General features: G+C 75.7%; 12 protein-coding genes. 2 read left to right on the top strand and 10 right to left on the bottom strand.

What is annotated here, in order from left to right; genetic code table 11:
- The 3 genes from MNZ39_RS20695 to queF all read right to left on the bottom strand — a co-directional run.
- Positions 1-1064 (bottom strand): serine/threonine-protein kinase (locus MNZ39_RS20695; RefSeq protein ID WP_242340998.1); only part of this gene is annotated, 1064 nt, incomplete at its 3' end.
- Positions 1065-1216: 152 nt separating this feature from the next.
- Entirely contained in the window at positions 1217-2383 is a 1167-nt protein-coding gene (locus MNZ39_RS20690) for a glycosyltransferase family 4 protein (protein ID WP_242340997.1), read from the bottom strand.
- A gap of 87 nt (positions 2384-2470) precedes the next feature.
- A complete protein-coding gene (gene queF / locus MNZ39_RS20685; protein ID WP_242340996.1) occupies positions 2471-2839 on the bottom strand; it encodes a preQ(1) synthase in 369 nt (122 codons plus the stop codon).
- Positions 2840-3049: 210 nt separating this feature from the next.
- Here queF and MNZ39_RS20680 point away from each other — a divergent pair, with 210 nt between their 5' ends.
- Positions 3050-3247 (top strand): hypothetical protein, encoded by a 198-nt coding sequence (locus MNZ39_RS20680; protein WP_242340995.1) that lies wholly within the window; start codon positions 3050-3052, stop codon positions 3245-3247.
- Between the two features lie 135 nt (positions 3248-3382).
- On the opposite strand, the gene MNZ39_RS20675 is transcribed toward MNZ39_RS20680, so the two are convergent.
- From MNZ39_RS20675 to MNZ39_RS20645, 7 genes are all read right to left on the bottom strand, one after another.
- Positions 3383-5137, bottom strand: a complete 1755-nt coding sequence (locus tag MNZ39_RS20675) for an OPT/YSL family transporter (protein WP_242340994.1) — start codon at positions 5135-5137, stop codon at positions 3383-3385.
- 57 nt (positions 5138-5194) lie between these two features.
- Positions 5195-6832: a glycosyltransferase 87 family protein gene (locus MNZ39_RS20670; RefSeq protein WP_242340993.1), complete on the bottom strand. Its 1638-nt coding sequence runs from the start codon at positions 6830-6832 to the stop codon at positions 5195-5197.
- 4 nt (positions 6833-6836) lie between these two features.
- On the bottom strand, positions 6837-8312 hold the full coding sequence (locus MNZ39_RS20665) for a lipopolysaccharide biosynthesis protein (RefSeq protein ID WP_242340992.1): 1476 nt from the start codon (positions 8310-8312) through the stop codon (positions 6837-6839).
- 381 nt (positions 8313-8693) lie between these two features.
- Positions 8694-9767, bottom strand: a complete 1074-nt coding sequence (locus tag MNZ39_RS20660; protein WP_242340991.1) for a pectinacetylesterase family protein — start codon at positions 9765-9767, stop codon at positions 8694-8696.
- A 139-nt stretch (positions 9768-9906) separates the two neighbouring features.
- Positions 9907-10893, bottom strand: a complete 987-nt coding sequence (locus tag MNZ39_RS20655; protein ID WP_242340990.1) for an NAD(P)H-quinone oxidoreductase — start codon at positions 10891-10893, stop codon at positions 9907-9909.
- Positions 10890-11321, bottom strand: coding sequence for a hypothetical protein (locus MNZ39_RS20650; protein ID WP_242340989.1), 432 nt, complete (start codon positions 11319-11321; stop codon positions 10890-10892). Before MNZ39_RS20650 ends, MNZ39_RS20655 begins: the two co-directional genes overlap by 4 nt.
- Before the next feature lie 125 nt (positions 11322-11446).
- A complete protein-coding gene (locus MNZ39_RS20645; RefSeq protein WP_242340988.1) occupies positions 11447-12268 on the bottom strand; it encodes an ATP-binding protein in 822 nt (273 codons plus the stop codon).
- A 170-nt stretch (positions 12269-12438) separates the two neighbouring features.
- On the opposite strand from MNZ39_RS20645, the gene MNZ39_RS20640 reads away from it, so the two are divergent.
- A partial coding sequence (locus MNZ39_RS20640) for a J domain-containing protein (RefSeq protein WP_242340987.1) occupies positions 12439-12714 on the top strand: 276 nt, incomplete at its 3' end.

Raw genomic sequence — 12714 nt, 5'->3', positions numbered from 1 at the left:
AGGCGGGCGGCGGCGGGCGGGAGCCGCCACCCGGGCGCGGGCGCGGGGACGACGGGGGCGAGCGCAGGCCGCGTCTCGACGCCGCCCGCCGGCTCCGCCGGCGATGCCGAGAGCTGCGCGCCGGAGAGCGACAGCGCGGGCGAGGGCGTCGCGTTCGGCGGCAGGACGAACGCCGGTCCGAGCGCCCCCGCGAGGTCCGCGCGCAGCGCGCTCGCGCAGGGGTGGCGCGCGTCGGCCTCCTTCGCGCACGCGCGCGCGATCGCCGCGACGAGCCCGGGGTAGGCGCCGAGGTCCGGGCGCGGGTCGGTGAGCGGCGGCACCGGGCGCGTCGCCTGCATCATGAGGAGGGCGCGCGGCTCGTCGGCCTTGAACGGGTGGCGGCCGGCGAGCATCCGCCAGGCGATGAGGCCGACCGCGTAGAGGTCGGCGCGCGCGTCCACCTCGCCCCCGAGCGCCTGCTCCGGCGCGAGGTACTCGGGCGTGCCGACCACGACGCCGGCCTGCGTGGCGCTGCCGCTCGCGGGATCGGCGATCTTCGCGATGCCGAAGTCGAGGAGCTTCGTGACCTCGCGCCCGCTCGCGGTCCTGGCGAGGAACACGTTCTCCGGCTTGAGGTCGCGGTGCACGACGCCGAGCGCGTGCGCCGCCTCGAGCCCGGCGCACACCTGCCAGAGCACGGGGACGGCCTCCTCGGGCGACAGGAACCCCTCGCGCCGGAGCCGGTCGAAGAGGCTCTCGCCGGAGAGGAGCTCCATGACGAGGAAGAGCCAGCCGTCCGGGCAACGGCCGAAGTCGGTGACGCGCACGATGTTGTCGTGCTCGAGCGCGCTCGCGATCTCGGCCTCGCGCCGGAACCGCTCGACGAGGTCGGCCGACGCGGAGAGATCCGGGCGGAGGACCTTCACCGCCACGTCCTTGCGCAGGTGGACGTGGCGGGCCCGGAACACCGCGCCCATGCCGCCCGTGGCGAGGTGCGCGACGAGCTCGTACCGTCCGTCGAGGACGGAGCCGAGGAGCGACGCGGGCTCGAACCGGGCCACCTGCGGCTGTGCGGGATCGGACACCTGGGGCGGAATTCTACCCCACCGCTCCTTTTCCCGGCTCCGCGGCCGTGTCGGGTATCCGAGGGGCGAGGGCGTTGGGGGCGCCGCGCGCCACCTACACCGGCGTCCGGCGCGCTCGCCCGGCGCCGCGGCGCGCCGCGTCGCGGACGGCGTCAGGCGGCCTTCCCGCGGGGCGAGACCGCGGAGAGGAGGGCGCGCTCCAGGCGGGCCGCGACGTGGCTCCAGAGGAAGCGGGCCGCGACGCGGGCGCGGCCGCGCGCGCCCATGGCGCGGGCGCGCACGGGATCCGCGAGGAGGCGCTCGAGGGCGTGCGCGAGCGCGCCGGCGTCGCCCGGCGGGACGAGGAGCCCGGTCTCGCCCTCGCTCACGATCTCGGGCACCGCCTCGTGGTCGGGGCCGACGCAGGGCACGGCGCAGGCCATCGCGTCGAGGAACGCGAGGCCGAACGGCTCGCGCAGCGAGGGCATGGCGAAGACGGTCGCCTGCGCGAAGAGGGCGGGCAGCTCGTCGAGCTCCACGGGGCCGAGCCAGTGTCCCCCCTCGGGCAGCTTCGGCGGCGTGGGCGGGCCGGCCACGAGCAGCCGCGCGCGCGGCTCGAGCCGCCGCAGCCGCGCGAACGCCTCCGCGAGCACCGGGCCGCCCTTGCGGGCGAAGTCGCGCCCGACGAACAGGATCGTCCGGCCGTCGTCCTGGCGGGGCGCGTTTCCCGGGAAGGTGTTCGCGCCGGCGCCCACCACGCGGACGCGCGCCGGATCGACGCCGTAGTCGTCGGCGAGGGAGCGCGCGACGTTCTCGCTGAAGGTCGCGACGAGGCGGGCTCGACGGTAGAGCGCCGTCTCTCGCGCGCGCCAGGCCTCGCCGTAGTCCACCGGCGCGGCGAGCCCGGCCACCGGCCAGGCTGGGCTCCTCATCGCGAGCGCCCGCGTGTGATCGAGGAGGAGCGCGTACGGGTACGGGGCCGGGAGGCCCGGGGCGAAGAGCGCGCCGTTCTGCAGCACGACCTGGGGCGGCGGGTCGAGCGCCCGCAGCGCCTCGCCGGCGCGGAGCGCGTGGTGGTCGAACGCGTACGGCGTGTTCCAGCGGTGGTCGAGCGCGCTGCGCCCGAGGCCGAAGCGGGCGGCCGCGACGGCGAGGTTCAGGGCGAACGCGGGCGCGGGTCGGAGCCTTCGGCTCACCGGGTCGCGCGGCTCGAGATCCCCCGTCGCCTCGACGAGCCGGACGTCGTGCCCGCGCGCCTCGAGCGCGCGCGCCACCTGGTCGGTGACGCCGCTCTGCGCGCCGTAGTGGACGTACGCGATGGACAGCCGGCCCGTGCGCAACGCGCTCCCCCCGGGGGGAAAGCTGGGCCGCGAGGGAGGGGAGGGGAACCCGGCGCGGCCGGGGCGCGCCGGGGCCTTTCCGGGCGACTACACGCCGGCCGGGCGCTCGCCCTGGCGCGCCGTGACCACCGTGTGGATGCCGCCCCGGACGGCGAAGTCGCCCACGACCTCGATCCAGCGGGGCTGGATCGCCCGGACGATGTCGTCGCAGATCCGGTTCGTCACGGCCTCGTGGAACGTCCCCTCGTCGCGAAAGCTCCACAGGTAGAGCTTCAGGCTCTTCAGCTCCACGCAACGCTCCGCCGGGACGTAGCGAAGCCGGATGGTGGCGAAGTCGGGCTGCCCGGTCATCGGGCACACGCAGGTGAATTCCGGGCACTCCATCGAGATCTCGAACGGGCGCTCGGGCTTCGGGTTGGGGAAGGTGTCCAGCTCTCGGGAGGGCTTCGTCGGCATGGCGGCGTGGTTCTTTCGGGCGATGGAAGCCCGGATACGTCCTTCGTGTGGACTGTCGGGATTTCGAGGTAGGCACTGGAAAGTCTACCGGTGCCGGGGCCCCTGGATCGAGCCAAGCCCCTGTAACCCCGACCGTCGGGGCGAGGCAAGCGGATTGCTAGTGAGGAGAGGACGAGCACGCCACGCCGAATCGCCCCCACCGGAGGGACCATGAAGGCCAACCGCCGCCGTCGTTCCGAGAAGAGCACCGCTACCCGCCGGCTCGTCACTACCCTCGGTGAGCTGATCTCCGCCGCGTACGAGTCCGTTCCGGGGATGGGCGATCAGCGCCTGGAGCGCGCGCTCGAGCTTCTGACGCGCTCACCCCTCGCCCGTCACATGAACCCTCACGTGGAGTTCGTCCGCTAGCCGTCCACCCCCTGCGCGGCGCCACGCTCCGCCTGCGACCGGAGCCCTGCGCCGCGGACGGCCGCCGGCGAGACTTCACACCGACCGGGCCTGGCGCCACGCGCCGGGCCCGGCGCCTTTTCGGGATCCCTCGAGCTAGAACGCCGCGGCGAACGCGAGGACGAGCAGCACGAGCGCCTCGCCGGTGATGAAGCCCGACGCGAGCGGCGTCGCGTAGACCTCCTCCGTGCGCGGGCTGAGGCGCCGCCACAGATCCTGGCCGATCCCGCCGATCACCATCGGCACGACCGCGAAGCCCGGGATGAGCGCGCCGAGGCCGATGGCGGTCGGCGAGGGCACGTAGCGCCCGAAGCGCGGGTTCGACTCGAGGACCGTGAGCACCACCCCGACGACGAGGGCGATGACGAGCGCCACGAGCGCGCTCGTGGGGAGCGCGCCGAAGCCCTTCGAGAGGAGCTCGGCGAAGCCGGCCCACTTCACGGAGATGGGGGAGGTGAGCCCGCCCTCCCCGCCGATGCCGTACTTGGCCCGCACCGCCGGATAGGCGAACGCCACCGCCGCGGCGCCGACCGGGACGCCGATGAGCTGCAGGTAGGTGAGGTGGCGGTTCGTGGAGCCGACGATCCGGCCGGCCCGGTAGTCCTGCATGAGGTGCTCGCCGTTGGCGGCGACCGCGCCGCTCATCCCGGAGCCGATCATGTTGATCGGCACGTGCCCGGGCGCGAGCACCGCGAACACCGCCTGCATCACGTTCGCCATGGCCGAGATGGGCGCCCAGTTCGTCTCGCCGAGCACGCGGATGCCGACGAGCATGAGGATCATCGAGAGGAGCACCGACACCGCGGAGAGCCAGAGCGGGAAGCCGAGCGAGATCTTCTGCACGGCGGCGAGGACCACCCCGCAGGCGAGCGCGCCCCACACCACCCAGCGCATCGGGAAGTCGCCGCCCGCGTCCGCCTCCTTCCCGGAGAGGCCCTGGAACGTCTTCGCGATGACCTTCCACTTCAGGGCGAGGGCGGTGAGGCCGCCCGACACCATGAGGCCGGTCGCCGGCCACATGATCCAGCGCTGCAGCACCGCGTTGAAGGTGAGCTCCGGGACGAGGCCGCGCGCGAGGAGCGGCTCGGGCGCGACGATCCAGGCGAGCACCATGCCGAGCGCCATGGAGAGCGTGACGCGCAACCCGACGAGGATGCCCGCGCCGAGCGACAGCACGCCGAGCTCGGTTCCGACCCGCAGCGACTCGGCGTGCGGCGTGAGGAAGCGGAAGGCGAAGGTCTCCGGGATCCAGCCGAGCGACTGGCGGAGGAGGGTGAGGCCGGCCGAGACCGCGCCGCCTAACCCGAGCGCGGCGACCCGCGGGCCGGCCTGCTTCGGCCCCTCGTCGAGGACGAGCAGCGTCTCGCCGGCGGCGGTGCCGTCCGCGAAGGGGAGGTTCTCCTGGTCGATGTAGTGCTTGCGCAGCGGCACCGCGAGGAGCACGCCCAGGAGGCCGGAGGGCGCGAGCCAGGCGAAGATCTGCAGGCTCGAGAGGTGCAGGTTCATGAGCCCGCGCTGGTTCAGCATGTCGATGGCGGCGAGGACCACCGCCATGAAGCCGACGCCCGAGCCGGCGGCGGTCCCGGCGGTCTGGACGAGGTTGTTCTCCCAGCGCGTGCCGCGGCGGCGGGTGATCACGCCGATGATCGAGATGAGGATGAAGCCCAGGAAGGCGCTCACCACCGAGATGTTCGGCCCGTAGCCGATGCGCAGCACCACGGTCGGCTCCGCCGCGCCCATGAGCGCGGCGACGAGGACGGCGATGGCGATGGCGCGGGCGGTCAGCTCGCGCTTCGCCACGGCGGGCGGCAGGACGGGGGTGGCCGGAGTCGAGGCGGAGGGCTCGCGCATGCGGGGCGAGACTCTATCCCCGACCCGCCGGGCGGGCCATGGAGACCGCCGGGCCCGTCAGGGCGTGGCCCGCGCGCCGAGCGCCGCGGAGGAGGCCGGGATCCCCGTGGAGCGAGGCGGGACCGGCCCCTGGCTCCTCCGCGTCCGTGCCGGGGGCGCGACCGCCACCGGCGCGTCCGTCGGGGCGGCCCGGGCCGGCAGGTACAGGTGGTAACGCCCGTACGTCTCGGCGAGCCGGTAGTGGCGCGCGACCTCCCCCACCACGTCGAGGCCGAGGTTCCCGCGGTCGTACCAGCGCCGCGAGCCGGGCAGGTCGAGATCCTGGAAGAGGACGACCGCCGCGAACTCGTCGCGCCGGAGCTCGTCGAGGAGCGGGCGCGCGAGGTCGGGATCGCGCTCGGAGGCGAGGCGGAGCATCCAGGTGTCGAGCACGAACGGCCGCTGGCCCGCGACGAGCGGCAGGAGCGGGTCCTCGGAGAGGACGGTGCCTGGCGGGAGCGCGGCGGCGAGGGCGCGCAGCTCGCCGAGGCGCGAGCGGCCGAGGTCCTCCCGCGCCATCCCGGCGACCACGACGAGGCCCAGCGCGCAGGCCACCGGCGCGAGGCCCCGCGCGATGCTCCCGGCGGTGCCGCGCGCGCGCCAGGCGGTGCCGAGCGAGAGCGCCGCGGCGACCTCCACCTCGACGAGGTGGTTCACGCCGGTGCCGGGCGACGCGTACACCACCACCACCGCGGCGAGCGCCGCCCCGAGCCAGAGCACGGGCAGCAGGGCCGCGCGAGGGGTGCCGCGGCGAGAGGAACGCACGTGACCCCGGAGCCCGGCCAGCGCGGCGGCGAGGGAGGCGCCGAGCAGGCCGATCGCCGCCGGATCCTCGACGGCGATCTCGTGGGCGAGCCGGACCGGCGCGACGAGGAGATCGCGCGCCGAGCCGCCGCCCACGGCGGTCGCCTCCAGGAGCTCGAAGAAGCGGCCGGCCGAGAACGCGTTGGTCAGCCCGACCACCGCCACCATGCCGGCCGCGACGCCCGCCCCCAGGATGACCGCGGCCCGGCGCTCGCGCCGGAGGAGCAGCCAGGCCATCGCCGCCGCCGGGGCGGTGAGCGCGGTGGGCTTCGCGGCGAACCCGAGCGCGAAGAGGACCGCCGCCGCCGCGAGCGCTCGGCCTGACGGTCCGCGCGCGACGGCCGCGAGGCCGAGCGCGCCGAGCCCGACGGGCAGGAGGTCGTAGCGGCTGGAGGACAGCGAGTACTGCGTGGCGAAGGTACCGAGCGTGAGCGCCGCGAACGCCGCCGCCGGCGCGCGCGGGGTGCCCACGCGGCGGAGCAGGACGTACGCGGCGGCGACGGAGAGCAGCCCGGTCGCGAGCGACAGCGCGTAGCCGGCGACGATGAGATCGAGCCCGGCCCGCCGCAGCCCCGCGTGCGCCGCGAAGGCGAGCGGGAACCAGCGCGTCCCGCCGTAGCCGAGCTCGGGGTCGACCATCGGCCGGTAGAACCGGCCGTGCGCGAGGTCGTCGGCGAGCGCCATCCACGCTCCCGAGACGTGGTTGAGCGCGTTGCCGCTCTCCCACGCGGCGGGGAGGCGCGCGGCGGTGGCGAGGCCAAGCGCAGCAGCGGCGAGGAGGAGGATCCAGGGGTTCCCGCGGCGCATCACCTCGACGGTGCGCGCTCGGCGCTCCTGCGACGAGCCCGGCACGGGGTCATGGCTCCGACGGAGCCGCGACCGTGCGGGCGCGGCGCGTGGCGAAGAGGGAGATCCAGCCGGCGGGCAGCCAGCCGCGCGCCCAGGAGAGCCCGAGGTACGCCGCGGCGAAGGCGAGGCACGCGGCCGCGACGCGCAGCACGACCGGCGCCTCGAGCCCGCGCACCACCAGCCAGGCAGGCGCCATCCCGACGCCTGTCGCCGCGAGCTGGCGAGCGAGCGCACGCACCGGCAGGATGCGGGCGAGCGGCACCTCGAACAGGCGGGCCGCGCGATGCAGCATGAGCGCGCGGGCGAGCGTTTCGGCGACGATCCAGCCGCCGAGGGCGCCGATGGGCCCGGCGGCGCGCAGCCCGCCGACGACGAGCGGGACCGTGGCGGCGAGCTTCGCCGCCGAGAGCGCGACCATGTAGCCCGTCTGGGCGCGCGCGCGCATCACGCCGTCGAGCGGCAGCGCGGCCAGCGCCACGGAGAGGATGCCGAGCCGGAAGATCGGCACCGCCTCGAGGTAGCGGGCCGAGAAGAGGAGCTCGATGAGCGCCGGGGCGATGACGCCGAGGAGGCCCATGAGCGGCAGGAACGCGAACGCGAGCTGCTGCACCGCCTCGTGGAAGAGCGGCAGCCCGGCGCGCGGCGGCCGTCCGGCGCCCTCGACCTCGGCGAGCCCGATCTGGAGCAGCTCCGAGACGGGCGTGTACAGGATGTCGACGACCGGGAGCTGGAACGTGCCCACGCTGTAGACGGCGAACGCCGCCGCCGAGACCGCCCCCGCGACCACGTAGTGGTGGAGCTGCTGCTGCGGGACGATGAGCAGGAAGGCGGCGCCGAACGGCAGCGCGTAGGCGGCCTGGCGGCGGAGGGCCGGCAGGGAGGGGCGGAGCCCGTGCGCGCGCCCGAGCGCGGCGAAGGTCCAGGCCGCGCGGAGCAGGTGGGCCGCCGTGATCCCGACGAACACCGCCTCGACGGAGCCGCCGACGAGGGCGGCGGCGAGGATCGCCGCCCCGCGCGCGACCTCGGTGAGGAGCCGCGCCACCGCCGCCGCCCCAATGCGGCCGGAGGCGTTCCAGGCGATGTCGAGCGGCGCCCCGATGATCTGCAGGCCCGTGAAGGCGGCCACCCAGCGCAGGTTCCGCGAGAGCTCCGGGTTGTGGAACTGCCGGTCCACGAGCGGCGCGCACAGGAGGAGGAGCGCCGCCGCCGCGATCCCGAGGACGAGGTGGAACCAGAGCGCCTGCGCGACGTGCGCGTCGCGCTCGCCCGGCTCGCGCGGGACGAAGTAGTAGAGGCTCATCGTCATGCCCATGGGCAGCACGAGCGCGACGGTCTGGGCGAGGAGCCAGGCCTGCTTGAACGTGCCGTAGGACGCCGGCACGAGCACGCGCGCGAGCACCATCGGGACCGCGAGCGTGAGGAGCGCGCCGGCGAGGCGAGCCACGAGCAGCGGCCGGGCGCGGGTGAGGATCGACTCGGACAAGAAGGTGGCCTTCTCTCCGCCGCGAGACGAGGCGCAGTCGGGTCCGGGCGGGAGGACCCCGTCGCGGCGCGCGCCCGCGTCCTCGCGGGTGCGCAGGCCGCGAGCGGCTGCGCGAGGCGCCGGCCTTCGGCAGGCGCATTCCGCCATATCGTGCGCAGCCCGCCACGCCGCGGCGCGTGCCCGTTGGAAGGGCTTTCGCCGCGCGGGCGTCGAACCGTCGAGCCGCCGAGCCGTCCTTCACCGAGCGGTCGTCCACCCGGCGTGCGGCCAGGACGGCTGCTCGCACGGCTGTCGGGCGGGCCTCGGCGGCCGCCGACCCGCCCGCGCCGCGCCCGACCCGCTTGCCCGACCTGACCCAGAGTTCCGAGTTCCCCCCACGTCTCACGGCCCCACGGACGCCCAGGCCGGATCGTCCTCCACCTCCTCGCGCAGCCACTCCATGAGCGGCACACCGCCCGCGCTGAACGCGGCGGGGTCGCCCACGAGCGTGTGGGTCGCCCCGGGCACGAGGAACGTGCGCGCGTTCGGGAGCGGCGCGATGACCTCCGTCGCGAGCCGGCGGATGGCCGCCTCGAAGCGGGCGGGCTCGAGGAAGGCGAAGGTGCGGATGACCGAGTCGCGGGTGGAGGAGAGGAGCGCGAGGCGATCTCCCGGGTAGCGCGCGGAGAGCGTGGGGAAGATCTGCGACAGGTCCTCCGCGCAGCGCGTCCCGCACAGCGGCAGGAGGACCTCGTCGAGGCGCCAGCTCACGAACCAGGCGGCGCGCACCGCGGGAGAGAAGTCGTCCCCGACGAGCGGCGGGCCGGAGTCGTCCACGAGATAGCCGCGCGTCGCCGGCCAGCGGCGGCGGAAGCTGTCGAAGGCGAGCAGGGCGCCGAAGCCGCCTGCGGATGCGCCGCTCACCACCACCTTCGGCGGCGCCCCCAGGTGCGCGTCGAGCCAGTCGAGGGCGAGCGCGACGTTGATGCGGCCCTTGTGGAACCAGCGGCGCGGCGATCCAGGGTAGCGCTGGATCTCGTCTCCGGCGTGCACGTCGCCCGTGCAGTACGGCACGAACACGAGCGTGTAGCGCGCGAACGGGTTCCCCGGGGCGGAGCGATCGAGGATCGTGCCCGGGACGTCCGCCTCGCGCGCCGCGAACTCCGGGGCCGCGAAGGGGCCAGGCTTCGCGAGCCCGAGCGTGAAGCAGGTGAGCGCATCCCAGCACGCGCCGCCGCCGTCCAGGAAGACGAGGAGGTCGTCGCCCTCGCCGCGGTTCACCGCGATGCCGGTCGGCGATCCGTCGCTGCACGACGTCCCCGGCAGATCGATCCACCGCCACTCGTTTCGGGGGAGCTCCTCCGCCCGTGCCGCCGCGCCGCTGCTCCCGCTGCCGCCACCGCACGCGGCGAGGAGGCCGAGCGCGGCGGCGACGGCCGCCGGGCGCAGCCGGCGGACGAGCCAAGGTCGGGCCATGCAGGGAACGTTGGGCGCGGGACCCTCGCGCGCAACGCGGCGCGGCACGGAGCCGCGGCGGCCGGTCTCCACGTGAAGGTGACGCGGCCCCCCGCGCTCGCGTGGGAGTCGAGGAGAGCCTGCTCCGGCGTCGCGACGCTCAGAACTTCAGCACGAGCTTGCCGAAGCTCTCGTTGCGCTCCATCCGCTCGTGCGCCTCGCGGGCGCGCTCCGCCGGGATCACCGCGTCCACGATGGGCTTCACTCTGCCCGAGGCGACGAGCGGGAGGACGTCGCGCGCGAACGCCAGGGTGGCGGCGATCTTCTCCTCGAGCGGGCGGGGCCGGAGCACCGTGCCGACGAAGGTGGCGCGCGTGCGCATGAGGAGTCCCAGGTCGAGCTGGGCCTTCGGGCCGCCCATCGTGCCGATGACGACCACGCGCCCGCCGCTCGCGAGGGCCGCGAGGTTCTCCGCCGCGTACGGGGCCCCCACGAAGTCGAGCACGAGCGGCACGCCCCGCTTTCCGGTGAGGCGCCGCGCCTCGTCCGCGAAGCGCGGCTCGTCCTTCGAGACGAGGAGGCCGTGGTCGAGGCCGAGCGCGCGCGCCCGCTCGAGCTTGTCGGCCGTGCGGGAGGTGCCGATGACCGTCGCGCCGGCCGCCTTCGCGATCTGCAGCGCCGCGGTGGAGACCCCGGAGCCGATGGCGTGGATGAGCACCGGCCAGCCCGGCCGCAGGCCGCCGAGGGTGAAGAGCGCGTCGTGCGAGGTGACGCAGGCCTCGGGGATCGCCGCCGCGTCCTCGAAGGAGAGCGCGTCCGGGATCCGCACGAGCATCCGCTCGTGCACGACGGCGAGCTCCGCCTGCCCCTCGCCCGAGGCGATGGCCATCACCCGGTCGCCGGGCTTCCAGGCGGTGACGCCCGCGCCGACCGCGGCGACCTCGCCCGCGAGCTCGAGGCCGGGGATGTCCTCACGCGTGCCGGGCGGGGGCGGATAGAGGCCGCGGCGCTGGAGGAGGTCGGCGCGGTTCAGCGCGGCGGCGCGCACGCGCACGAGCACCTCGCCGCGCACCGGCGCGGGATCGGAGGTCTCGGCGAAGCGCACGATCTCGGGACCGCCCTTGCCGTCGAACAGGACCGCCTTCATGGAATCCTCCTCATGCCGGGCGCGCCGAAGTGACCGCTGGGCGCGCCGAAAGGTGCCTCGAAGCTCGCGCCATCCGCGTCGCGCGCCACGACGGCGCGCCCCGGCTCGAGGTGCGCGAGAGGATAGCGGTCGGCGCGTGGAACGGCGACCCGGTCGTCGTCCGGCGGGCAGGCCGGCGCCACGTCGAGGGCCGCGAGCGCCTCCGGCGGCTCGACGGCCACCGCGAGGAAGTAGCCGTTGTACGTGCCGTCCCACCACATCGAGAGCTCGGCCTCGGCGGTGGCCGCGCGGGCGGCGAGCTCGAGGAGCGCGGCGCGGAAGGCGCGGAAGGGCGCGGTGTCCGTGCGCGGATCGACGCCCGCCGCGGAGGGGTCGGCATAGCGCGCGCGGAGGTCCTCGAGGGCGAAGCGCAGGATGCGGGCGGGCACGCCGCGAGGATGCCGCGGACATCGGCGGCGCGCAGGGGAAAGTGCGGGCCGGCCTCGCGCACGGGGGTCGAGGTCGGTCGCGGTTCAGGGCACCCGCCGGTCAGCGGGGCGGGTCCCCCGCGCGCTCACCTCAGCGCGCCGTCGACCCCCACCACCACGTCCCTGAGCGGCAGCGCCTTCCCGGACGCCGCCACGGCGTGCCGGGCCGACATCGCGATTCCGCCGCAGCACGGCACCTCCATGCGCGCGACCGTGACGCTCCGGATGTCGGAGCACGTGAGGATCTCGGTGAGCTTCTCGGCGTAGAAGCGGTTGTCGTCGAGCTTCGGGCAGCCGACGACGAGGGCCTTGCCGGCGAGGAGCTCGTCGTGGAAGCCGGCGTACGCGAACGGCACGCAGTCGGCGGCGACGAGCAGGTCCGCGCCCTGGAAGTACGGGGCGGTCACGGGCACGAGGTGGAGCTGGACCGGCCACTGGCCGAGCCGGCTCTGGGCGGGGCCCGCGCCGGACCCGGCGCGGGAGGGCAGGGGCACGGGCACGGGGCGCGGCGAGAGCGTGCGCGGCCGCGACCCGGGACAGCCGGCGCCTGCGGCGGGGCCCGGGTCCGAGACGATCGACAGCCGCGGCCTCGGGCGCGGCGGAGGCGCGCTCGCGGCGGGTTGCGCCGGGTGAGCCGGGGCGTGGGCGTGCGCGTGACCCGGCGCGCCGGTCTTCTCGAGATGCGTCTTCACCGCCGCCTCGTCGAACGCCGCCGCCTCGCGCTCGATCACGGTGATGGCGCCCTGCGGGCACTCGCCGAGGCACGCGCCGAGGCCGTCGCAGAGGACGTCGGCCGAGAGCCGCGCCTTCCCGTTCACGAGCGCGATGGCGCCCTCGGCGCAGGACGGGATGCACTGGCCGCAGCCGTCGCAGCGCGCCTCGTCGATCTGAACGATCTTCCGGATCATGCGGTCGCTTATCCCATGTCGGGCGCCCGGCCGGTAGTCAGCGGACGCTTCGGGCCGAGGCCGCCCGCGCAGCCCGTGCGCGGCCCCGGACGCCGGGCGACCGCCCGCTCGCCTGGCCGAAAACTGGCCGGCGGCGCGGGCCAGGGCTACCCATCGAGCGGGCGATATCGGTGACCACGGCGACGGCGGAGATCACGGTCGAGGCGCTCGCGCACGCGGGGCGCGTGCTGTTCGGCCCGTCGTTCGCGCCGCACGCGAGCGCCTGGCGCGGCGCGCTGCGCGAGGCCTACCGGCGCCGCGCGCTCGAGACGCATCCGGACCGGGCGCGCGCGCTCGGCCGTCCCGAGGCGGAGCTCGCGCGGGAGTTCCGGGCGGTGGCGGAGGCCTATCGCGTGCTCTCGGCGGCGGCGCGGGCGCCGGCTGCGCGCGTCGTCCGGTCCGGCGCG

Source organism: Anaeromyxobacter sp. SG66, from assembly GCF_022690805.1.
Lineage (GTDB): Bacteria > Myxococcota > Myxococcia > Myxococcales > Anaeromyxobacteraceae > Anaeromyxobacter > Anaeromyxobacter soli.
This window is presented reverse-complemented; position numbering and strand designations above follow the sequence as displayed.